We start from the raw sequence: 20,369 nt of genomic DNA on the forward strand, positions 1-20,369 counted from the left end.
AGCCTGCTAGTGTTGCGCCATGCGGCAAGTCATCCTTGATACCGAGACGACCGGTCTCGATCCCCTGCATGGGGATCGCGTGATCGAGGTGGCGGCGGTCGAGCTTGTGAACCTGCTGCCGACTGGCAATGTCTTTCATCGGCTGGTCGATCCCGAGCGCGACATCCCGGCCGAGGCCACCCGTATCCATGGCTTCACCAACGCCGATCTCCAGGGCAAGCCGCGCTTCGCCACCATCGTCGAGGAGTTCATCGCCTTCCTGGGCGATTCGCCGGTCATCGCCCACAACGCGCCTTTCGACTTCGGCTTCCTCGATGCCGAGCTTCGCCGCTGCGGCGCGCCGCCGCTCGATCGCAGCCGCATGATCGACAGCCTGGCCCTGGCCAAGCTTCGCTATCCGGGCATGCCGAACAGCCTCGATGCGCTGTGCCGGCGCCTTGGCGTCGACAACTCCATGCGCGCCGCCCACAACGCGATCCTGGACTGCCGGCTGCTCGCGCAGGTCTACCTGGAGCTGATGGGCGGCAAGCAGCCTGGCTTCGAACTGGCAGCCAGCCAGGCCGGCGGGGCCGATGCCCTGACCATGGGCGAGAGCGTCGCCTGGACGCCACGCCCCATCCCGGTCAGCGACGACCAGGCCGGCAGCCACCAGGCCTTCCTGCGCGCCAAGGTGAAGGACGCGCTGTGGCTCAAGCCACCCTTCGCGACCGAGGCATGATGCGGATCCTGCTGGGCGTCGTGCTGGGCATCGCCCTGGGATGGGTCGCGACCAGCGCGGCGGTGCTCACCTACGGCATGATGGCGCGCGTGAGCCAGGCCGAGGGTGCCTTCGCCATGGGCGCGATCTTCCTCATCGGCCCGCTCGGCGGCGTGGTTGGGGCCATCGCCGGCGGTATCGTGGGCGCGCGCTGGGCCCGGCGCGCGCGGGCGCGCTGACACCACGCGCCGCGGCGTCAGGCCGACCGCAGGATCCGCATCAGCTGGGTGACATGCTCCGGCGGCGTCTGCGGCACGATCCCATGGCCCAGGTTGAAGATGTACGGCCGGCCGCGCATCGCCCCCAGGATCGACCGCGCCTCGGCTTCAAGCGAGGCCCCGCCCGCCACCAGCGCCAGCGGATCCAGGTTGCCCTGCAGCGCCATGGTCGGCGGCACCGCCTGCGCCGCCCAGCGCGGGTCCATCGAGGTATCGATGGCGGTCGCATCCACCCCCGCCCGCGCGGCGTAATCCGTCAGCAGCGGGCCCGCCAGGCGCGGGAAGCCGATCAGCGGTACCCCCGGGCAGCGCTTGCGCAGCGCCCGGGTGATGGCCGCGGTGGGTTCGATCACCCACCGACGGAACTGGCCAGGCGAGAGCATCCCGGCCCAGGAATCGAAGATCATCAGCGCCTCGGCGCCGGCCTCGACCTGCGCCACCAGGTATTCGACCGTGGCGTCCTGCAGGGTGCGGATCAGCCGCCCGAACAGCGCCGGGTCGGCATAGGCGAGCCCCCTGGCGGCCGGGAATTCCTTGCTGCCCTTGCCTTCCAGCATGTAGCAGGCGACCGTGAAGCAGCCACCGGCGAAGCCGATCAGCGTGGTGCGCGGGGCCTCGGCCGCCAGGCCGGCGCGGACCCGGGCCACCGTCTCGAACACCGGCGCGGCACGTGCCACCACCACGGACGGATCCAGCGCGGCGATCGCCTCTGCCGTGCGCAGCGGCTCGAGCAAGGGGCCCTCGCCTTCCGCGAAGCGCAGCGGCTGCCCCAGCGCCCAGGGGATCATCAGGATGTCGGAGAACAGGATCGCCGCTTCCATGCCATAGCGGCGGATCGGCTGGAGCGTGACCTCGGCCGCCAGCGGCGGCGTGGTGCAGAGGCTGATGAAATCCCCGGCCTGCGCGCGCAGCTCGCGGTATTCCGGCAGGTACCGCCCGGCCTGGCGCATCAGCCAGGCCGGCGGCGGCCATACGGCTTCGCCACCCAATGCGCGCAGGAGAGGCTTGGTCGGGCCGGTCGCTGGTTCGCTGTCCATGGACAACCCTTCGCAAGGAATCAGGTTTTAAGAAAGGGTGTGTAGGTAGTTGGGGGTGTGGATGACGGGGATTCAGCCACCGCCGATCCGCCAGGCGGTTTCGCCCACCGGCCGGCCGGCCCCGCCACCCCAGGTACAGCCTGGGCTGGTTGAAGCTGTCCACATCGTCCCCAGGGAGCGCCGCGATCCATCCGCAGGCCGCCATGGATGTGTCGTCGATTCACGATGTCCACCGAGGCGACGCGACGGCATGATTCCATCCCCGTCATCCACAGCGAAGCGCGCTACTATCCCCACGATGATCCACCGCCAGATCAACCTCCATTTGGTCTCCGATTCCACCGGGGAGACACTGAACTCGATCGCGCGCGCCACGCTCGCGCGGTTCGACGACCACCATGTCATCCATCATCGCTGGTCGCTGGTGCGGTCCCGCCTGCAGCTCGACCGCGTGCTGGAGGGCATGGAGCACGAGCCCGGGCCGGTGCTGTTCACCCTGGTCGATTCCAGCCTGCGCCTGGCGCTGGAGGAACATTGCGGGCGGCTCGGCCTGCCGTGCTTCTCGCCGCTCGATCCCGTGATGGATCTGTTGCAGAGCGCGATCGGCGCCCGCGCGAAGGAACGCCGCGCCGCCCAGCATGTCATGGATGCCGATTACTTCCGGCGCATCGACGCGATGCACTACGTGCTCAGCCATGATGACGGGCAGGGCACGCTGGGCATCCGCAATGCCGACGTGGTGCTGGTCGGGGTGTCGCGGTCGTCCAAGACGCCGACCTGCTTCTACCTGGCGAATCGCGGGATCAAGGCGGCCAATGTGCCGATCGTGCCGGGCGCCGCGCTGCCGGATGCGCTGGAGAACCCGCCCTGCCCGGTGGTCGGCCTGCATATCGAGGTGAATGCGCTGATCGACATCCGCCGCCACCGTCTCAAGATCATCGGCGCTGGCGGCGTGCGCCAGGACGCCACCGACTACATCGATCCCGAGGCGGTGAAGGCCGAGATCGTCGCCGCGCGCCGCCTGTGCACCGCGCGGGGCTGGCCCGTCATCGACGTGACCCGCCGCAGCATCGAGGAAACCGCCGCGACGGTGCTGCAGCTGATGGATGCCTGGCATGCCCGCCGCAAGGATGCCGTCGCGCCGCCGCCGCCCGATGACCCGGCCGCGGCGGTGCTCGGCCAGGCCGGGCCGGGCGCGTGATCCAGGCTTCGGCGCCGCGCCTGGTGCTTGCCTCGGCGTCGCAGGCGCGCCGGGCGTTGCTTGAAGCCGCCGGGCTCCGGTTCGAGGCCGTCGCCGCGGCCGTGGACGAGGCTGCGATCAAGGAATCCGCCCAGGCCGAAGGGATACCTGCGGCCGATGCCGCGCTGATGCTGGCGGATGCCAAGGCCGAGCGCATTGCGCGGCGCGACCCCGAGGCGTTCGTGATCGGCTGCGACCAGCTGCTGGTCTGCGAGGGCCTCTGGTACGACAAGCCGCCCGACCTGGCCGCCGCGCGGTCGCAGCTCATGGCGCTGCGTGGCCGCGCCCATGACCTGGTGACGGCGGTGGTGTGCCACCGTCGCGGCGGTCGGATCTGGCAGCATGTGTCGGTGCCGCGCCTGGTGATGCGCGACTTCAGCGAGGCGTTCCTGGCCTCATACCTGGCGCTGGAGGGCGAGGCGGTGCTGGCCTCGGTCGGCGCCTATCGCCTGGAAGGCCCCGGCATTCACCTGTTCGGCCGTATCACCGGCGACCACTCGGCGATCCTTGGCCTGCCCATGCTGGACCTGCTGTCCTTCCTGCGCCACCACCGCGTCATCACTGCTTGATTTCCCCCGGGATCCAAGGGGCGGTTGCCCCTTGGTGAGGGGAGCGCGAGGGGGGCAAAGCCCCTCTCGCCCTCACAGCATCGCCCGGACAACCAGCATCGCCGCCAACCCCGCGACCAGTGCCGGCAGCAACCGCCGTCGCATCGCCAGACATGCCGCGACCCCCACCGCCAGCCCCGCCAACCGTGCCGCCAGCGGCACCTCCGCCAGCGCGCCGGCGGGCGCCACGATCGCCAACGTGACGAAGGCCGCCAGCGTGGCCTGGGCGACGGCGGTGGCCCAGGCGATGACCGGATGATCCGTCGTGAGCCCGCCGGCGAGCCACACCCCGGCGAGGCGCAGCGCCAGACAGGCCGCGGCCGTCAGGATCAGCGCGAGGTCAGCCGGCGCCATGGCGACGCCCGATCAGGAAAGCCGCCGTGCCGCCCACCAGCCCCGCCGCGAGCAACGCGACCGAAGCCGGCAGCAGCCAGGCCAGGGCCGCCGCGGCTGCACCGCAGAGCACCGCGCGCCGCGGGGCCGGCCGGTCCAGGTCGGCGGCCAGCAGCAGCGCGTAATACAGCGGGTTGACGAAAAGCAGCCCCGCGCGGGCCTCCGGCCCCAGCGCCCCGGCCAGGTGGAAGCCAGCGAGGGAGGCAAAGCCCGCCACCATCCACGACGTCAGCCCGAAGCCGAGGAACCACGGCACGCGGTCCGGCCTGTCCACCGCCGGCAGCGCGCGCATGGCCGCCGCCCAGGGCGTCACCGCGATGAACGGCACCGCGGGCAGCAGGCGCCAGCGGCTGCGCGCCGACAGCACCGGCGTGATCGAGACAGCCATCGGAAGGAACCGGGCGTTCACCGCGACCGCGCCCAGCACCGCGATGCCGACCCCGCCGGTCCAGCCGGCGCCGGCCGCCTGCACCAGCACCAACTGCCCCGGCATGCCATAGATGCCCCAGCAGGCCAGCACGGCCCAGCCGGGCGATAGGCCTGCCTCCTGCACCGCGGCGCCGAAGGCGAGGAAGGTCGCGGCCATGGCAATGCCCGGCGCGCCCAGGGCCTCGCGCAGGCCCGGCAGGAAGGCGTTGGATGTCACCCGTGCATGCTGCCACGCCGATGGCGCCGTGCCAGCCCGTGGCCTTGGCGCGGTGGGTGGGGCATGGTCGCGGGTATCCTCGGGAGGGAAGAACCATGGCGATCCAACGCCGGGCCGTGCTCGCCGCCGCCGTTCTGGCCGCGCCGGGTGTCGCCGTGGCACAGGCGTTTCCGGCGCGGCCGGTGCGCATCATCGTGCCGTTCTCGGCCGGCGGGCCGACCGATGCCATCGCGCGCTTCGTCGCGCAGCAGCTGGAAGCGGCGTGGGGCCAGTCGGTGGTGGTGGAGAACCGCCCGGGCGCCGGCGGCAGCACCGGCAGCGCGGTGGTGGCGCGAGCCGCGCCTGACGGGCACGTGCTGCTGGTCACCGCGAATTCGCATGCGATCAACCCATCCGTGCTGCGCAGCATGCCCTTCGACACGCTGCGCGACTTCACCGCCGTGTGCCGGCTGGCCGATGCGCCCTTCCTGCTGGTCGCGCATCCCTCGCTGGGCGTGCGGACGCTGCCGGACTTCGTGGCGGCGGTGAAGGCGCGCCCAGGCCAGTTCAACTACAGCTCGGCCGGGCACGGCACCGGCAACCACCTGACGATGGAGCGGCTGAAGCAGATCGCCGGGCTCGACATCGCGCATATCCCGTTCGGCGGCGCCGCGCCGGCGACCACGGCGCTGCTGTCGGGCCAGGTGCAGGCGCTGGTGAACAACCTGGTGAATTCATTGCCGCATATCGCCGAGGGCAGGATGGTGCCGATCGCGATCGGCAGCCCCGACCGCCAGGCGGTGCTACCCGACGTGGCGCCCTTCGCGGCGACCTATCCCGGCTTCCTGTCGATGAACTGGTACGCCGCCTTCGGCCCGGCCGGCATGGCACCGGCGCTGGTGCAGCAGATCAACGCGGCGATGGCGCGCGCGGTGCGGGTGCCAAGCGTGGCCGATCGGCTGCGCGCGCAGGGCATTTCCCCGGCCGGCGGCCCGGCCGATGTGTTCGGCCAGGAGGTGGCGGCCGAGGTCACGGAATGGGCGCAGGTCACCCGCGCCGCGGGCATCCAGCCGGAATAGGCGGCGTCCTCGCCAGATCGCCCCCTGCCCACGCGGACTCATGCACCTGGGCACGGATCTTCGCGGAAGCCATGGGCCAGCGGCGGTGCGGCGCGCCGCGGCGATCGCGCTGCAGCCCCGGTAACTGCTGGCGGTTGCGCGATCGCGGCCGAGGCGGCAGGAAGCCCCCGCGCCTGCCCCGACCTCCCGCCATCCGGATGCTGCCCGTGACCCTGACGCTCTATCCCGCCATCGACCTCAAAGGCGGCCAGGTCGTGCGCCTCAAGCGCGGCGAGATGGACCAGGCGACGGTCTATGCCGAGGACCCGGCGGCGCAGGCGCGCGCCTTCGTGCAGGCGGGCTTCGGCTGGGTGCATGTGGTCGACCTGGACGGCGCCTTCGCCGGGAAGCCCGCGAATGCCGCGGCGGTGCGCGGCATCCTGGCGGCGGTGCCGGGCGCGCGGGTGCAGCTGGGTGGTGGCATCCGCAGCATGGCGGTGGCGCAGGCCTGGCTGGATGCCGGCGTGGCGCGGATCATCCTGGGCAGTGCGGCGGTGAAGGACCCGGATTTCGCGCGGGCGGCGTGCCGCGCCTTCCCCGGCCGGGTGGCGCTGGGCATCGATGCGCGGGACGGCATGGTCGCGACGGAGGGCTGGGCGGAGACGTCGGACGTGTCCGCAACCGACCTGGCGCGGCGCTTCGAGGACAGCGGCGCGGCGGCGGTGATCTACACCGACATCGCGCGGGACGGGATGCTCGGCGGCGTGAATGTGGAGGCGACGGCGGCACTGGCGCGCGCGGTGGCGCTGCCGGTGGTGGCGAGCGGCGGCGTGGCGGGGGTCGAGGATCTGGTGGCGCTGCGCGAGGCGGGGGCGGGGATCGCGGGCGCGATCATCGGGCGCGCGCTGTATGATGGGCGGATCGATGCGGCGGCCGCGCTGGCGGCGGCGGGTTAGAGCATCACCCGCCCAAACGGAATTCTTTGGGCGGGTAAAGAGGCTCGCAAGAACAATGATCTGGAGACGTTGAGGCGAGCCGAAGCGAGCGGAAACGGCTCTGGTCAACTAGCGCGCCGGCCAGCGCGGCAGGCAGCGATGTCGACCAAAATCGCGCCACGGACGAAGTCAGGCTCGGCGCGAGCCGCGTCGACTGCGCTGCGGAACGCGGCCTCGGCGAGATCCTCACGGCCAGGGCTGCGTGCAGTTGACATGATCCGACAGGCTTCGGGGAAGGGGCGCCCCAAGTCAGGCAGGAGAGCCAGCGCGTCGTGCAGCCGTGTCGCAGCCCACGCGCCAAGACCGCCGCGCGCACCTTCCTGCGCAGCCGTGAGCAAGGGCCCCATGCGGACAGGCGCCGGCTGGCGCGACAGGAAGGTGAGAATGGCCTCGATGCGCTGAACGTTGCCGCGTTCGTCGAGAACCGCGTTGCGCCAGTGCGGTACGTCGCCTGGCCGCGACGCCATCATCCAGTGAACCTCCCGCGACGCGATATCTCGGCGCGCGAGCCTCAGCGCGGCCCCGGAGGGCAGGCCCAGGCCTTGCAGGAAGGCCGCCGCCGATCGTGCCTGGTCCGCATCCGGCGCCACCACGAAAGGAGCCGCGAGAGTGCCGAGTACGCACAGTGCTGCGTCTTCCGCGCCGGCCCGCGCGAATTCCACCGCCAGGGCATACGGATCCGAGACACCACGCCGCACAATGGGCGCCGGCCGATCGCTCCGCGGCGCACAGATGGAAGGGCGGGAGTCGGACCGCCACGCCAGTTCCTCATGCAGCAGCGCCAGCGCGGCACGGTATTCGCCGATGTCGTTCAACGCCGCGCCCGCCTCGATCCAGTAGGTCTCGTTCTCACGCGGCGGGACGGATCGCACGAGGCTTCGCAACGCCTCGGCGCGGACCAGCGCATCCGCGCGCGCGCCGGCAGCGGCGGTGGCGCGGATCAGTCGGCGGACATGATGCATGTCGGCGCTCCCGTACCGGCGCCGCTCGAGAGAGCGCGGCCAGGCCTCCGCGATCAGCCGCAGCGCCTCTGTCCGATCCCCGGCAGCCAGGGCTGCCGCGATGGCGAGATCGGCATGGACCGCCATCACCGATCCCTCGCCGCTTTCGCGCGCCCGGGCCTCCGCCCGGCCTGCATCGCCCAGGCGCCACCACAGCCGTATCTCGGTCCCGGTCGCTGGCGCGGTGCCGATGCGCGCCAGGGCGTCCCGCGCACCCGCGGGATCGTCGAGCGTGGTGCGGAACTCCGCGAGATTCTCCCACACTCGGATATGGCGCGCGACCCGCTCGTTCCAGCGCGCCATGCCGGCATCAACCCCCTGCCAGGCCGCACTCGCCCGAAACGCGGAGCGGGCCTCGCGGGACACCGCCTCCGCCGTCGCGACACCTTGCTGCTCGGCCAAGGCGGCCAGGAGCCCGTCACCAGCCCGCCGGTACGCGTAGGCCGCCCGGCCGGCGGCCCCGAACAAAGTGGTCGAGGAGCCGTACAGCGCCGCGAGCGGCCCGTCGGGATCAGCAAGGCCATCGAGCCAGGAAAACGCGGGCGTGCCCGCGCGCACCGACGCCATGAATCGCGCAACGGCAATCGGCGAAGCGAGGTCCGGCGCGCCTTGGCCCCCCGCGCGCACCGGCGCGCGCCGCGCCACCGCTTCGGCGATGTCGACCTCATCGAGAGCCAGCAGCGCCGACATCACGCGAGTCACGGCGAAGGTGGCATCGGTCGCCGGGCGCACGGCATGGAGTGGCAGGTCGGCGCCGGCGGCATGGACATCCACGATGCAAACGGGCGTCGGCGCGTAGAGGCAGGCCTCGTCAGCCCGCGCCAGCGTCGCGCCGATGCAGGCCAGGGCGGTGAATGCGATGCTGGCGGACCGGGTTATCCGGCGTACCGCCGAAAACAGGGTCGGCCCGATGATGGTGTCGACCGATCGTGGCAGCGCGCGTCTCGACCCGGCGTCGCCATCATCACCCTGCATCGTCCGGCGCGATCCCATGACCGGAGACCTGCCACGCGCGGGCCCGCGCGGGCAATGTCGGCGCTATTCTCCCGAACCACCCCCGCCGCCATCCGACCCGCCGCTGCTCGACGAAGAAGAACTGTCACTTTCGGAGGAACCGCCGCCGCCATCCGACCCGCCGCTGAACCACGACCCCCAGGACGAAGCGCCGCCCTCCTGGCGCTTCTCGCTGTCCGCCATCAGCACCGTCGCGGCGGCGGCCGTGCCGGCGGCGCTGTTGTCGCGGCGATCGCTGTCGCTGCCCGACTCCGGGCCGTCATCCTCGTCCTCGCGCTCGCGCCGCAGGCCGCGGCGTTCCAGCACCCGCTCATAGGCCGCGCGCTTGCGCGGCCCCCACCAGAAGCGCGGGGAGGCGCGCTCGATCTCCGCCTCGGTGAAGGTGAAGCCGTCCTCGATCACACCCACGCCGTCGAAGCGCATCGGCCATGCCCTCCCGTCAACATGCATTCACTTGACCTGTGAAACATTCGGCCCCAATCGCTGCGGTTTGCAATCCTGCGGATCACACCGCGCCGGTTCGCCGACAATTGGGAAGGTCATCCATCACCTTGCTCGCGCTGCGCGTCATCCCGTGCCTGGACGTCAAGGATGGTCGCGTCGTGAAGGGCGTGAACTTCCTCGAGCTGCGCGACGCCGGCGACCCGGTCGAGCAGGCCCGCGCCTACGACACCGAGGGCGCGGACGAGATCACCTTCCTCGACATCACCGCCAGCCACGAGAACCGCGACACCATCCTCGATGTCGTCTCGCGCACCGCCGCGCAGGTCTTCATCCCGCTGACCGTGGGCGGTGGCGTGCGCAGTGTCGAGGATGCGCGCCGCCTGCTGCTGGCGGGTGCGGACAAGGTCTCGATCAATTCCGCCGCCATCGCCGACCCGGACGTGGTGCGCCGCTGCGCCGAGGCCTTCGGCAGCCAGGCGATCGTCGTCGCCATCGACGCGCGGAAGAAGGACAGCGCCGAGGGCTGGGAGGTCTTCACCCATGGCGGCCGCCGCGGCACCGGCATCGATGCGGTGGACTGGGCGCGCCGCGTGGCCGCGCTGGGCGCGGGGGAGATCCTGCTGACCTCGATGGACCGCGACGGCACCAAGCAGGGCTTCGACCTGCCGCTGACGCGCGCGGTGCGCGCCGCGGTGCGGCTGCCGATCGTGGCGTCCGGCGGGGTCGGGACCACGGCGCATTTCGTCGATGGCGCGGCGGCCGGGGCGACCGGGCTGCTTGCCGCTTCGGTGTTCCACTACGGGGAATTCAGCATCGCCGATGCCAAGGCGGCGCTTGCCGGCGCCGGCCTGCCGGTGCGCCACGCCCCCCGCATGATGAGGGCCGCGTGATGGCAAAGACTGCGAAGCGGAAGCCTGCGGCCAAGAAGGCCGTGCCGAAGAAGTCCACCGCCAAGAAGGCCGCGCCCAGGAAGCTGCCCAAGGGCGAGCGGGTGCCGGTGCCGGCCATCGTGCGCGGCAGCGCGGCGGTGGCCAAGGCCAAGCTGCCCAAGCCGGTCCGCAAGGCGGAACAGCGCCTGTTGGCGCCGCTCGTGCCCGCCATCAAGGGTGCCGATGCGGCCATCCTGGACCGCCTGTGGCAGGTGGTGGAGGCGCGCCGCCAATCCGGCGATGCCGGTCGTTCGCATTCCGCCCGGCTGCTGGCGCGCGGCACCGCGAAGGTGGCGCAGAAGCTGGGCGAGGAAGCCGTCGAATGCGTGATCGAGGCCGCGGTCGGCAACCGCGCCGAGACCGTGCTCGAAAGCGCGGACCTGCTGTATCACCTGGTGGTGGTGTGGGTGGATGCGGGCATCGCGCCGCAGGAGGTCTGGGCCGAATTGGCGCGCCGGCAGGGCATTTCGGGCATCGCCGAGAAGGCCGCCAGGCCGCAGGGCATCCTGCGCGCGGCGGGCACGCGCAAGCTGCCGTGACCCGTGCGGCGCAGACCGCGCGCGGCATGCTGCGCGACGCTTGCGCCACCGCTGCGCTTGGCCAGGATGGCCGCGAAGGAGACCCGCCATGTCCGTGACCGGCCTGCCGCCCTATGACGACACCAACATCTTCGCCCGCATCCTGCGCGGGGAGATCCCCTGCAAGCGCGTGCATGAGGACGCGCACGCGCTGGCCTTCCACGACATCAACCCGCAGACGCCGGTGCATGTGCTGGTGATCCCGAAGGGTCGCTACGTGTCGATGGCGGATTTCGCCGCAACGGCGACCGAGGCCGAGATCGCCGGCTTCTGGCGGGCGGTGGGGAAGGTGGCGCGCGACCTGGGGCTCGAGGACGGGGGCTATCGCGTGCTGACCAACATGGGCGTGGATGGCGGGCAGGAAGTGCCGCATTTCCACGTGCACATCTTCGGCGGGCGGCGGGTCGGGCGGATGGTGCCGCGCGCCGAGGGATAGCGCGCGGCCCGCGTGGTCAGCCGGCCGGCTGGGCCGGGGCCGCGGCGGGCGGCGCGGCGGGCCGCGCCGGCGCCCCTTCCGGGTTCGGCGCATCGGTCGGCCGCGGGCGGTTCATCATCGCCCCGGTCATCGGGATGAAATACACACCCACATCCTTGCGGCTGCGCACGCGCCCGTCCTGGTCCTTGGAATAGATGTACAGGAACTGCCCGCGGCGGAACGGCTGGCCGATCGGGATCACCAGCTGCCCACCCGGCTTGAGCTGCTGGATCAGCGCCGGCGGCACATACTGCGCGGCGCAGGTCACGATGATGGTGTCGAACCCGCCGGTCACTTCCGGCCAGCCGAAGAAGCCATCGCCCACGCGGGTTTCCACGTTGGAATACCCCAGCGGCGCGAAGATGCGCTGCACCGCGGTGCCGAGCGGGTTGATGATCTCGATCGAATACTGCTTGGCCACGCAGCGCGACAGCAGCGCCGCCTGGAAGCCCGACCCGGTGCCGATTTCCAGCACCACGTGGTCCGGCTTGGGCGCGCAGACCTGCGTCATGTAGGCCTGCCCCAGGTAGTCCGACAGCGCCGACCCATAGCCCAGGCCCCAGGGCTTGGGGTCGTTCTCGTACGCCACGCCGGCCTGGTTCGACCGGCCTTCGTAGTTCCAGTGGAAGTATTCGCGCGGGAGCGTTTCGAAGGCGCGCATCACCACCGGGTCGGCCTCACCGTTGAAGCGGGCCTTCAGGTAATTCTCGATGCGGCGCATGGCAGCCGGCTTGCGGGCCTGGATGGCGTTGAAATTCGCCTCGGTGATGGTGGTCTCGCGGCCCGAGGCGCGCATCGCCGCCAGATAGGCTTCCCGCGTCCAGGCGGTGCTGCCCTGGGCCTGCACGAGCGGCGGCGCGGCCAGCGCGCCAAGCGCACCAAGCAGCAGGGGGCGGCGGGAGATCGTCATGGGCGTGTCCTTGGCCAGGCGAGGGCGGCCCCAGTGTAACAAACCATCCCCGCCGCCAGAAGCCAGGACAGCCCCGCCCCATGGCCGATTAAATTCGCCAGTGGCGTCGCCACCACGGAGAACGCCCCGTTCAGCGCCCAGGCCCAGGGCAGCAGCGCCGGCCCCTCCTGTTGGAAGCGGTCCAGACCCAGCGGGAAGGGAAAACCCAGCGCGAGGGAGATTGGCGCGAGCGCCACCACGAGGATCGCCGCACGCGCCAGCCAGGGCAGGTCCAGCGCCGCCAGCACCGCCGGCCGCACGCCGACCAGCGCCAGCACGCCGCAGGCCAGCGCCACCACCACCGCGAAGCGCAGCGCGCGCCCGGCCCGCGTCACGCTGCCCGCCCACATCGCACCGATGCCCGAGAACACCAGCATCGTGGTCAGCACCAGCGCGAAGCCGGATGTGCGGTCCCCCAGCAGCAGCGCCGCGTGTTCGATGAAGGCGATCTCGATCAGCAGGAAGCCCAGGCCGAGTGCTGGGAAATACACCAGCGCGCGGCCCAGCACCGGCGCGGGCACGCGCAGCGCCCCGCGCGCGAACAGCGGCAGCAGCGAGACCACCAAGGCCAGCACGATCGCCTGCGCCAGCACCGCCACATTCACCAGCAGGCCGATCTCCTGCTGCGGCAGGATCTCGATGCGTTCCAGCGCGGCCCCCAGCGACGGCAACCGCACCAGCGGCGACAGCCAGGGCCGGTCGGCGGTGACGGGCGAACGGTCGAAGGCATCGACGGGCGGCGTGCCGGCCAGCACCAGCGCGGCCTCCCGCGCCACCGCGTCCTGCGCCTGGCCGCCCTGGTCCACCGTGGTCGCTTCCAGCGAGACCGGCGGCAGGTCGTTCCAGACGTCGCGCCCCTCCATCACCAGGCCCGGCGCGTAGGACAGGTCGAAGGATCGTTCCTCGGCGAAGGACGACAGCCGTTCGACCTGCGCGCGCGTGAAAGGGTCCCGCGATATCAGTACGCGCAGGTTCCACGCGCTGCGGATCACCACCACGTGCCGGGCGGGTTCGGCCACGCCGGCAATGCGCAGCGCCTCGCGTGCCGTGGACAGAACGCGGATCGCATAGACCGGCAATTCGCGGATGCCGACCGGCACCGACACCATGCCCCCGCGTTCCAGCCGCGCGAGGAATCCCGCCAAAGCCTCGGCCGTGAAGGCGGTGCGGTTCTGGTCGTCGGCGCCCATGAAATCGCCGGCGAAGTCGACCAGTTCGAACACGCCCGATGCGGTCAGCGGATGCGCCGCCGAGACCACCACGCGCGGGTCGGCCGCCAGCGCCGGCGACGGCCCGAGCCCATGCAGCAGCGCATCGCGCAGCACAGGTTCGGGCTCGACGATGGTGACGTGATCGGCGCCCAGCGCCAGCGCCTCCGCCGCCCGGAACCCGCCCGCGCCGCCCAGCACCAGCACGCGCGGCGAAGCCAGCAACGCATAGGGCGCGGCATCGAGCGAGGCCGGCGCGTGCTCGGCGCTGACCGGCCCGCTCGGCAGCGCGGCGATGCGCGACCCGTCGCGATAAAGCCCGAAGGACCGCGGCGGCGCCGGGATGCCCATGCCGCCGGCATTGTTCGACACGTCGGTGTCCAGCCGCTCGGTGAAGTTATCCAGCAGCATGTAGACGCCGCGCGGCGACAGGATCTGCGCCACCACGCGGCTGTCGGGCACGTTCAGCGGCGCGTAGATCGCCTTGAATTCGTTCACGCGCGGCGCGGCCAGGCCGAACACCGCGGCTTCGGTCGCCGCCAGCACCACGACCGCGGCGACGCGCCAGCGCACACCGCCCGACAGCATCGCCGCCACCGCCAGCAGCGGCAGCAGCGCGGGCACCAGCGCAAAGGGATGCAGCACGAACATCAGCACCAGCGCCAGCACCGCCCCGGTCCCCGCGCCCAGCAGGTCATAGCCGTACACGCGCCCGACCTGGTCGTGATGCACCACGAAGTTCAGCGACACCGCCAGCCCGGCGAGGAAGAAGAACGGAAACAGCGCCGCGTAATACAGCGCGATGTTCACCAGCTGCGCCTCGGCCGTGGCGGGGTTCTGCAGTTCCAGCGGATTGAACCCGTTCAGCGTCGCGCCGATCCAGCCCGCGCCGCCCACCGCCAGCATCGCGATGGGCAGCGCCGGCAACAGCCAGCGCGCATGGCGCAGGAACACGCCCCGCCCCAGCACCATCACCACGCCCGAGACGGCAAACCCCGTCATGGCGATCGAGATCACCCAGTAGCCATATTCCGACCAGCTCGCGACGGCGAAGAAGCGCGTCAGCGCGATCTCGACCCCCACCGCCGCGCCGGCGATGAGGAACAACGGAAACAACGATGCCATCAGGACCAGGCCGCCTTGCGCGCGAGGAAATCATCCACCGCCGCATTGAAGCGCGCCGGCTCATCGACGAACAGCGCATGGCCGGCGCCTTCGTACACCTCGACCGTCGGCGCCGGATGTCGCTGCGCCACCGCCTCCGCCTGGCCGCGCAGCCGCGGCGTCACGGCGTAATAGACCGGCCGCCGCACGGCATAGAGGCTGTCGCGCCAGAACTCCCGCGGCCGCGGGTAGGACAGCAGCCGGATGGATGCCTCGACCGGCATCCGCTGCGCATCGCGCGCTATGCCATCGAGATACGCCGCCTCCTGCGGCGTCCGATACATCCCCGCCACGAAGCCGCGCACCGTCGCATCCCGCCGCTGCCGCAAATTCTGGAAGAACCGCGACGCGCGCGGCGGCGGCGGCAGCCCCTCGCCCACCGAATTGTCGATCAGCACCAGCCCCGCAATCCGCGCATCCCCCGCCAAATCGGCATAGGACAGCACGTCCAGCACCCCCAGCGACCACCCCGCCAGCACCACCCGCCCACCACCCAGCTGCGCCAGCAAATCCCGCACATCCTGGCCACGCCGCGTCGGCTCATACCCCTCCCGCGGCACCTCGCTGAGCCCCTGCCCGCGCGGGTCCAACACCACCACCCGCCATCGCCGCGACAAGGCCTCGACCTGCGGCGCAAAAATCCGCGCCGGCATGCACCACCCCGGCACAAACACCACCACCCGCCCCGACCCGGCCTCCAGATACCGAAGCCGCACGCCATCACTCGTCCTGAACCACCGCTCTGCCCCAGCGGCGCGCACGGACGGCGCGACGACGGACATCGCGGCTGCGGCGATCAGGGCGCGGCGGGAGGCTCTGACAGGGGTGGGCGCGTCTCGGGAGGGCTCTGCCCTCCCGAACCCTCCCGCCGGGGGCATACGTGCCCCCGGACCCGCGGAAACCGAATGGGCAGGATGAGGGAGGGGCTCATCGGCGGTACCGACGCGACGGGCACACCATGCCCCTCCCTGATCCTGCCCATCTGACCCAGGGTCTGGGAGGCGGTTGCCTCCCAGCGGGGGGCCCGGGGGGCTGGCCCCCCGGTCACGTCCACCCCCGATCACAGCGGCCGCCGTGCCTTGAACGCCGCCGCCAGTGTGCCGTCGTCGAGCACGTCGAGGGCGCCGCCGATGGGCACGCCCTGGGCCAGGCGGGTGATGGAGGTGCCGGTCGGTTTCAGGCGGTCGGTCAGGTAGTGGTTGGTGGTGGCGCCGTCGACGGTGGCGGGGAGGGCGAGGATGACTTCCTCGATGCGGTCGGTTTCGATGCGCTGGAGGAGGGGGGTGATGCTGAGGTCGTCGGGGCCGGTGCCGCCGAGGGCGGAGAGCAGGCCGCCGAGGACGTGGTAGGTGCCGCGGTGGGCGTGGGCGCGTTCCAGCGCCCAGAGGTCGGCGACGCCTTCCACCACACAGACGATTTTGTGGTCGCGGTGCGGGTCGCGGCAGATGTGGCAGGGCGATTGGGTGTCGAGGTTGCCGCAGGTTTCGCAGGGGCGGACGGCGTCGGCGGCGGCGTGCAGGGCTTCGGCGAGGGGGAGCATTTTCTCCGCCGGGTCCATCAGCATTTTCAGCACGGCGCGCCGTGCGCTGCGCCGGCCGAGGCCGGGCAGGCGCGACAGCAGCGTGACGAGGTGTTCGACCGGGTCGTTCTGCATGATGCCGGGAGGGTGTGGCGGGTGGCGCCGTGTCGCGCAAAACGGAATTGTCAGCCGGCGGTGCTGGTGCCGTCGGCGTGTGTCAGAACGGCAGCTTCATCCCCGGCGGCAGGCTCATGCCCGCGGTCGCCTTCTGCATTTCCTCGGCCATGGTCGCCTCGACCTTCTGCTTGGCGTCGGCGTGCGCGGCCACCAGCAGGTCTTCCAGCACTTCGCGCTCATCGGCGTTCATCAGCGACGGGTCGATCGTCACGCGCCTGAGCTCGCTTTTCCCGGTCATGCGGACCTTCACCATGCCGCCGCCGGAGGAACCCTCGACCTCGGTCGCTTCCAGCTTCGCCTGCATTTCCTGCATGCGCGACTGCATCTGCTGCGCCTGCTTCATCATGTTGGCGAGGTTCTTCATCGTGCTGTGCCTTCAGTCGTCGTTGGGGAGGTCGTCGTCGTCGGTCCAGGCGGAATCCGCCTCGGGCGGGGCGAAGTCGCGGCCGTCCAGCTCGTCGGGTTCGGCGGTGCGGGCGGCGGGGGTGGCGACCAGGCCGTAGTCGTCGGCGGCGTCGTCGCGCACCGTCTCGATGGTCGCACCCGGGAAGGCGGCCAGGATGGCCTGCACCAGCGGGTGGGTCTGCGCGATGGCGCGGCGGTCGGTCTCGGCGCTGCGACCCTGTTCGGCCAGGGTGGGTTCGCCGGGCTCGTTGCTGACCGTGACGGTCCAGCGGGTGCCGGTGCGATCCGCCAGCAGGGCGGTGAGCTGCGCGGCCAGGTCGCGCGGGGCAGAGGGCAGCGGGCGGATCTCGACGCGGCCCGGCGCGATGCGAACAGGATGCACATCGTGCAGCAGATGCGCGTGCAGCAGTGGCTTCACGCCGGAGGCCAGCGCCACCACCTCGCGCCATTCGCGCGGCTGCGGCGGGGCGTCGGCGACCGGCTCCGGTGCGGCGGAGGCCACGGCGCCACCGCCGGCGATCGCCCGCATCCCGCCCGACCCGCCGCCAGGTGCCGGGCGCGGCGCGGCATCGCCCGCACCCTCGGCCGTCAGGCGCTTCACGAGTTCGCCCGGCGTCGGCAGGTCGGCCACATGCGCCAGGCGGATCAGCACCATCTCGGCCGCGGCGCGGCGGTCCACGCCTTCCTGCTGCACCTCGGCCACACCCTTCAGCAGCATCTGCCAGGCGCGCGCGAGCGTCGGCACCGACAGGCGCATCGCCAGCGCCGCGCCGCGGGTGCGCTCGGCCTCGGGCAGCGTGGCGTCGTCCTTCAGCGCGGGGGCGGCGCGGAAGCGGGTCAGCAGGTGGGTCAGTTCCGCGAGGTCCTGCAGCACCGCCAGCGGATCGGCGCCGACTTCATGCGTGCGGTCCAGGATGGCGAGCGCCCCGGCGACGTCGCCGCCCATCACCGCCTCCATCAGGTCGAAGACCATGAAGCGGTCCGCCAGGCCGAGCATGTCGCGCGTGGAGTCACCCGTGACGGCGGCGCCGCCCGCCAGCCCGATCGCCTGGTCGAGCAGCGACAGCCCATCGCGCACCGACCCATCGGCGGCGCGGGCGATCATGCCGAGCGCCTCGCTTGCCACCGTCACGGCTTCCTTGGCCGCGATGCCGGCGAAGTGGTCGCGCAGCATGTCCTGTGGCACGCGGCGCAGCGAGAACACCTGGCAGCGGCTGCGGATGGTGACCGGCACCTTGCGCAGTTCCGTCGTGGCCAGCACGAAGGTGACCGATGGCGGCGGTTCCTCCAGCGTCTTGAGCAGCGCGTTGAAGGCGGCGGCCGAGAGCATGTGGCACTCGTCCAGGATGAACACTTTCTGGCGGCCCTGGGCGGGGCGGAAGCGCAGCGCCTCGCGCAGTTCGCGCACGTCGTCCACGCCGTTGTTCGATGCGGCGTCCATTTCCGTCACGTCGGGGTGGCGGTCGGCCAGGATCGCCTTGCATTCCGGGCAGACCCCGCAGGGGTCGGCGGTGGGGCCGCCCTGCCCGTTCACGCCGATGCAGTTCAGCGCGCGGGCGATGATGCGCGCGGTGGTGGTCTTGCCCACGCCGCGCACGCCGGTCAGCAGGAAGGCGTGGTGCACGCGCCCCTGCGCGAAGGCGTTGCGCAGCGTGCGCACCAGCGCGTCCTGGCCGATCAGGTCGTCGAAATGCGTGGGCCGGTATTTGCGCGCCAGCACGCGGTAGCCGGCCGCGGTGGGTGTCCCGCGCACGGCCACGGCCGATGCGCCGGCGTCCTGCACCGGGCCGGCGGGCGGCGCCGCGGCAGGCGCGGGGTCGCCGAACAACCCCGGTCCCTCGGGCGCGGGGGGCTCCGGCAGGCCGTCCTCGGCCGGCGCGTCCGCATCCTGCGCGGAGGGGGAGCCGAGGAGGTCGGAAGCCATGCGGTGCCTTGTGCGATCCCCTGGGGCTGCGGCGCGGCCCCGTGGGCCGTGAAGGTGGAAGGCCGACAAGCGACCCGGGCGAGAACCCGTTACGGCTGCTTCCTTCCGGACCTGACCGGGTTGGCGAGGAGCCCGTCCGCCGCCGACCTTCCGAGGGCACCATATCATGCGCCGCCCCCGCCGCGCCAATGGGGGCCGTAACCGACGCCGAAGGCAAGGCGAAAGCGGGTGAACAGGAGAACCGCCATGGCCGTTTCCCGCCGCTCGATGCTCTGGATCGTCCCCGGCGCCACGATCGCCGTCCCGCTCGGCGCACTGCTGCTGCCGCGCGACGGCCAGGCCGCGCAGGTCAATGCCGAGCGCGGCATCGCGGTGCGCGGCACCGACGTGGTCGCCTATGCCACCCAGGGCCGCCCGGTGGCGTCCAGCGCCGCCTTCGCGCATGCGTGGCGCGGCGCCACCTGGCTGTTCGCGACCGCCGCGCATCGCGATGCCTTCGCCGCCGACCCGGACCGCTACGCGCCGGCCTATGGCGGCTTCTGCGCCTATGCCGTGAGCGAGGGCTACACCGCCCCCATCGACCCGGCCGCCTGGCGCATCGTCGATGGCCGGCTGTACCTGAACTACGACCGGTCGGTGCAGCGGCGCTGGGAACGCGACATCCCCGGCCGCGTGGCGCGCGGCGACGCCAACTGGCCGCGCCTCGCGGCGCGATAGCGCAGAGGCCCATGCACCGGACCGGTTCGCCACATGAAGACAATGGCGAACAATCCGGGCGCGTTCCGGGGCATTCCTTCCGGCACAGGCACGGTGGCGTGCCGCCCACCGGAGAAGCCGGAATGCTCGACACCCATGACACGCCGGTCGGCTGGCCGGCGCCGCGCCCCGTGCCCCCCGCCCGCGCCGCCGACGACTGGCTGGCCGTGCCCGAGGCCGATCTGCACGAGGCCCATGGCGAAGCCTGCGCCCTGTTCGCCACCGCCGCGCCCGAGGCCCGGCTGCGCCACGCCCGCAGCATCGTCCTGATCGAACAGCTGCTCGCGGCGCGCGCCCTGCTGCGCGCCGGGCTGGTCGCGCCGGCGGCGGCGCGCGCGGCGCTGCAGGCGGACCATGCGCTCGGCTACTTCTTCGGCCTGGCCGCGAGCGGCGGGGACCCGACCGCGGCGCCGCCGAACGATCGCGCCCTGGCGGCCGCGCTGCGCCATGTGCATGGCCTGGTATTCGGGATGGCCGCGGCGCACCGCATCGCCGATGCCGGCGCGATCGAGGTCGGCGCGGCCTTCGGCGACGGCCTGCTGGCGGCCGAGGCCGACCTGCATGGCTTCCTGGCGGGCGCGGTGCTGCCGATGGGGCTGCTGGCCGCCCTGCCCTGGGCCGGCTGCACCTGCGGCGGGGACCCGACGGCACGCCCGCACTGATGCGGGGGGCCGCGCGCGCCGGCGCCCGGCCCGCCCCCGGCCCCGCGGCGCGACACCCGCGCTGCCCGTCGCCGGCGCAGGACGACGTGGCGATGCGTGGGCCGGGCCGGGCGGCACGATCCGCCGCGCCGTGACCGCTTGCCCGCCGGGCGGCGTGACATTGCGTCACGCCGTGCCGCGGTCCCGCCATGGCGGGGCCTCCGGCGCGCCTTGCCGCCGGGGTCTGCTTCCAG

General features: G+C 72.2%; 22 protein-coding genes and 1 other RNA gene. 11 read left to right on the forward strand and 12 right to left on the reverse strand.

Features of this window, described 5'->3' with window-relative positions; translation table 11 throughout:
• Positions 1–19 precede the first annotated feature (19 nt).
• Both dnaQ and LQ222_RS02990 read left to right on the forward strand, forming a co-directional pair.
• Positions 20–718: a DNA polymerase III subunit epsilon gene (gene dnaQ, locus LQ222_RS02985; protein WP_230164380.1), complete on the forward strand. Its 699-nt coding sequence runs from the start codon at positions 20–22 to the stop codon at positions 716–718.
• Positions 715–936: a hypothetical protein gene (locus LQ222_RS02990; protein ID WP_230164381.1), complete on the forward strand. Its 222-nt coding sequence runs from the start codon at positions 715–717 to the stop codon at positions 934–936. Before dnaQ ends, LQ222_RS02990 begins: the two co-directional genes overlap by 4 nt.
• A gap of 17 nt (positions 937–953) precedes the next feature.
• On the opposite strand, the gene hemE is transcribed toward LQ222_RS02990, so the two are convergent.
• On the reverse strand, positions 954–2,012 hold the full coding sequence (gene hemE, locus LQ222_RS02995) for a uroporphyrinogen decarboxylase (RefSeq protein WP_230164382.1): 1,059 nt from the start codon (positions 2,010–2,012) through the stop codon (positions 954–956).
• A 298-nt stretch (positions 2,013–2,310) separates the two neighbouring features.
• Between hemE and LQ222_RS03000 the strand changes: the two genes are divergently transcribed.
• Both LQ222_RS03000 and LQ222_RS03005 read left to right on the forward strand, forming a co-directional pair.
• A complete protein-coding gene (locus LQ222_RS03000) occupies positions 2,311–3,213 on the forward strand; it encodes a pyruvate, water dikinase regulatory protein (protein WP_230164383.1) in 903 nt (300 codons plus the stop codon).
• Positions 3,210–3,821, forward strand: a complete 612-nt coding sequence (locus LQ222_RS03005) for a nucleoside triphosphate pyrophosphatase (protein ID WP_230164384.1) — start codon at positions 3,210–3,212, stop codon at positions 3,819–3,821. The genes LQ222_RS03000 and LQ222_RS03005 overlap by 4 nt, the downstream gene beginning before the upstream one ends.
• Before the next feature lie 72 nt (positions 3,822–3,893).
• Here the strand turns inward: LQ222_RS03005 and LQ222_RS03010 are convergent, their stop codons facing one another.
• Complete coding sequence (locus tag LQ222_RS03010; RefSeq protein WP_230164385.1) at positions 3,894–4,214, reverse strand: AzlD domain-containing protein; 321 nt, start codon at positions 4,212–4,214, stop codon at positions 3,894–3,896.
• Entirely contained in the window at positions 4,201–4,899 is a 699-nt protein-coding gene (locus LQ222_RS03015) for an AzlC family ABC transporter permease (RefSeq protein WP_230164386.1), read from the reverse strand. The genes LQ222_RS03010 and LQ222_RS03015 overlap by 14 nt, the downstream gene beginning before the upstream one ends.
• Positions 4,900–4,994: 95 nt before the next feature.
• Here LQ222_RS03015 and LQ222_RS03020 point away from each other — a divergent pair, with 95 nt between their 5' ends.
• Complete coding sequence (locus tag LQ222_RS03020) at positions 4,995–5,957, forward strand: tripartite tricarboxylate transporter substrate binding protein (RefSeq protein WP_230164387.1); 963 nt, start codon at positions 4,995–4,997, stop codon at positions 5,955–5,957.
• Positions 5,958–6,163: 206 nt separating this feature from the next.
• Positions 6,164–6,892: a 1-(5-phosphoribosyl)-5-[(5-phosphoribosylamino)methylideneamino]imidazole-4-carboxamide isomerase gene (gene hisA / locus LQ222_RS03025; protein ID WP_230164388.1), complete on the forward strand. Its 729-nt coding sequence runs from the start codon at positions 6,164–6,166 to the stop codon at positions 6,890–6,892.
• A 104-nt stretch (positions 6,893–6,996) separates the two neighbouring features.
• Here the strand turns inward: hisA and LQ222_RS03030 are convergent, their stop codons facing one another.
• Together LQ222_RS03030 and LQ222_RS03035 are read right to left on the reverse strand one after the other, a co-directional pair.
• Positions 6,997–8,907 (reverse strand): hypothetical protein, encoded by a 1,911-nt coding sequence (locus LQ222_RS03030; protein ID WP_230164389.1) that lies wholly within the window; start codon positions 8,905–8,907, stop codon positions 6,997–6,999.
• 63 nt (positions 8,908–8,970) lie between these two features.
• On the reverse strand, positions 8,971–9,369 hold the full coding sequence (locus tag LQ222_RS03035; protein ID WP_230164390.1) for a hypothetical protein: 399 nt from the start codon (positions 9,367–9,369) through the stop codon (positions 8,971–8,973).
• A gap of 128 nt (positions 9,370–9,497) precedes the next feature.
• Between LQ222_RS03035 and hisF the strand changes: the two genes are divergently transcribed.
• From hisF to LQ222_RS03050, 3 genes are all read left to right on the forward strand, one after another.
• Positions 9,498–10,280 carry an imidazole glycerol phosphate synthase subunit HisF gene (gene hisF / locus LQ222_RS03040; RefSeq protein ID WP_230164391.1) on the forward strand — a complete coding sequence of 261 codons (783 nt, stop codon included), beginning with the start codon at positions 9,498–9,500 and terminating at the stop codon, positions 10,278–10,280.
• Positions 10,280–10,858 (forward strand): phosphoribosyl-ATP diphosphatase, encoded by a 579-nt coding sequence (locus tag LQ222_RS03045; protein ID WP_230164392.1) that lies wholly within the window; start codon positions 10,280–10,282, stop codon positions 10,856–10,858. Before hisF ends, LQ222_RS03045 begins: the two co-directional genes overlap by 1 nt.
• Before the next feature lie 88 nt (positions 10,859–10,946).
• On the forward strand, positions 10,947–11,333 hold the full coding sequence (locus tag LQ222_RS03050; protein WP_230164393.1) for a histidine triad nucleotide-binding protein: 387 nt from the start codon (positions 10,947–10,949) through the stop codon (positions 11,331–11,333).
• A 16-nt stretch (positions 11,334–11,349) separates the two neighbouring features.
• Here the strand turns inward: LQ222_RS03050 and LQ222_RS03055 are convergent, their stop codons facing one another.
• The 7 genes from LQ222_RS03055 to ffs form a co-directional block, all read right to left on the reverse strand.
• Positions 11,350–12,282: a protein-L-isoaspartate O-methyltransferase gene (locus LQ222_RS03055; protein WP_230164395.1), complete on the reverse strand. Its 933-nt coding sequence runs from the start codon at positions 12,280–12,282 to the stop codon at positions 11,350–11,352.
• Positions 12,279–14,654, reverse strand: coding sequence for a hypothetical protein (locus LQ222_RS03060; RefSeq protein ID WP_230164396.1), 2,376 nt, complete (start codon positions 14,652–14,654; stop codon positions 12,279–12,281). The genes LQ222_RS03055 and LQ222_RS03060 overlap by 4 nt, the downstream gene beginning before the upstream one ends.
• Entirely contained in the window at positions 14,654–15,409 is a 756-nt protein-coding gene (locus tag LQ222_RS03065) for an alpha/beta fold hydrolase (protein ID WP_230164397.1), read from the reverse strand. The genes LQ222_RS03060 and LQ222_RS03065 overlap by 1 nt, the downstream gene beginning before the upstream one ends.
• Positions 15,410–15,753: 344 nt before the next feature.
• On the reverse strand, positions 15,754–16,347 hold the full coding sequence (gene recR, locus LQ222_RS03070) for a recombination mediator RecR (protein WP_230164398.1): 594 nt from the start codon (positions 16,345–16,347) through the stop codon (positions 15,754–15,756).
• Positions 16,348–16,429: 82 nt separating this feature from the next.
• Entirely contained in the window at positions 16,430–16,753 is a 324-nt protein-coding gene (locus LQ222_RS03075; RefSeq protein ID WP_230164399.1) for a YbaB/EbfC family nucleoid-associated protein, read from the reverse strand.
• A gap of 12 nt (positions 16,754–16,765) precedes the next feature.
• Positions 16,766–18,718, reverse strand: a complete 1,953-nt coding sequence (locus LQ222_RS03080; protein WP_230164400.1) for a DNA polymerase III subunit gamma/tau — start codon at positions 18,716–18,718, stop codon at positions 16,766–16,768.
• 53 nt (positions 18,719–18,771) lie between these two features.
• Positions 18,772–18,870, reverse strand: an RNA gene (ffs, locus tag LQ222_RS03085) — signal recognition particle sRNA small type.
• A 94-nt stretch (positions 18,871–18,964) separates the two neighbouring features.
• Here ffs and LQ222_RS03090 point away from each other — a divergent pair.
• Together LQ222_RS03090 and LQ222_RS03095 are read left to right on the forward strand one after the other, a co-directional pair.
• On the forward strand, positions 18,965–19,435 hold the full coding sequence (locus LQ222_RS03090; RefSeq protein ID WP_230164401.1) for a YHS domain-containing (seleno)protein: 471 nt from the start codon (positions 18,965–18,967) through the stop codon (positions 19,433–19,435).
• A gap of 122 nt (positions 19,436–19,557) precedes the next feature.
• The gene (locus LQ222_RS03095; protein ID WP_230164402.1) at positions 19,558–20,136 is read left to right on the forward strand and encodes a hypothetical protein; all 579 of its coding nucleotides are present in this window, start codon (positions 19,558–19,560) and stop codon (positions 20,134–20,136) included.
• Positions 20,137–20,369: the final 233 nt, after the last annotated feature.

It is taken from the genome of Roseomonas sp. CECT 9278, assembly GCF_918698155.1.
In the GTDB taxonomy this organism is placed as follows: domain Bacteria; phylum Pseudomonadota; class Alphaproteobacteria; order Acetobacterales; family Acetobacteraceae; genus Neoroseomonas.

Excerpts from the sequence above, each read along its gene's own strand:
- dnaQ (WP_230164380.1), top strand. The coding sequence starts at position 20 with ATGCGGCAAGTCATCCTTGATACCGAGACGACCGGTCTCGATCCCCTG.
- LQ222_RS02990 (WP_230164381.1), top strand. The coding sequence starts at position 715 with ATGATGCGGATCCTGCTGGGCGTCGTGCTGGGCATCGCCCTGGGATGG.
- hemE (WP_230164382.1), bottom strand. The coding sequence starts at position 2,012 with ATGGACAGCGAACCAGCGACCGGCCCGACCAAGCCTCTCCTGCGCGCA.
- LQ222_RS03000 (WP_230164383.1), top strand. The coding sequence starts at position 2,311 with ATGATCCACCGCCAGATCAACCTCCATTTGGTCTCCGATTCCACCGGG.
- LQ222_RS03010 (WP_230164385.1), bottom strand. The coding sequence starts at position 4,214 with ATGGCGCCGGCTGACCTCGCGCTGATCCTGACGGCCGCGGCCTGTCTG.
- LQ222_RS03020 (WP_230164387.1), top strand. The coding sequence starts at position 4,995 with ATGGCGATCCAACGCCGGGCCGTGCTCGCCGCCGCCGTTCTGGCCGCG.
- LQ222_RS03030 (WP_230164389.1), bottom strand. The coding sequence starts at position 8,907 with ATGCAGGGTGATGATGGCGACGCCGGGTCGAGACGCGCGCTGCCACGA.
- LQ222_RS03035 (WP_230164390.1), bottom strand. The coding sequence starts at position 9,369 with ATGCGCTTCGACGGCGTGGGTGTGATCGAGGACGGCTTCACCTTCACC.
- LQ222_RS03045 (WP_230164392.1), top strand. The coding sequence starts at position 10,280 with ATGGCAAAGACTGCGAAGCGGAAGCCTGCGGCCAAGAAGGCCGTGCCG.
- LQ222_RS03050 (WP_230164393.1), top strand. The coding sequence starts at position 10,947 with ATGTCCGTGACCGGCCTGCCGCCCTATGACGACACCAACATCTTCGCC.
- LQ222_RS03055 (WP_230164395.1), bottom strand. The coding sequence starts at position 12,282 with ATGACGATCTCCCGCCGCCCCCTGCTGCTTGGTGCGCTTGGCGCGCTG.
- LQ222_RS03060 (WP_230164396.1), bottom strand. The coding sequence starts at position 14,654 with ATGGCATCGTTGTTTCCGTTGTTCCTCATCGCCGGCGCGGCGGTGGGG.
- recR (WP_230164398.1), bottom strand. The coding sequence starts at position 16,347 with ATGCAGAACGACCCGGTCGAACACCTCGTCACGCTGCTGTCGCGCCTG.
- LQ222_RS03075 (WP_230164399.1), bottom strand. The coding sequence starts at position 16,753 with ATGAAGAACCTCGCCAACATGATGAAGCAGGCGCAGCAGATGCAGTCG.
- LQ222_RS03080 (WP_230164400.1), bottom strand. The coding sequence starts at position 18,718 with ATGGCTTCCGACCTCCTCGGCTCCCCCTCCGCGCAGGATGCGGACGCG.
- LQ222_RS03090 (WP_230164401.1), top strand. The coding sequence starts at position 18,965 with ATGGCCGTTTCCCGCCGCTCGATGCTCTGGATCGTCCCCGGCGCCACG.
- LQ222_RS03095 (WP_230164402.1), top strand. The coding sequence starts at position 19,558 with ATGCTCGACACCCATGACACGCCGGTCGGCTGGCCGGCGCCGCGCCCC.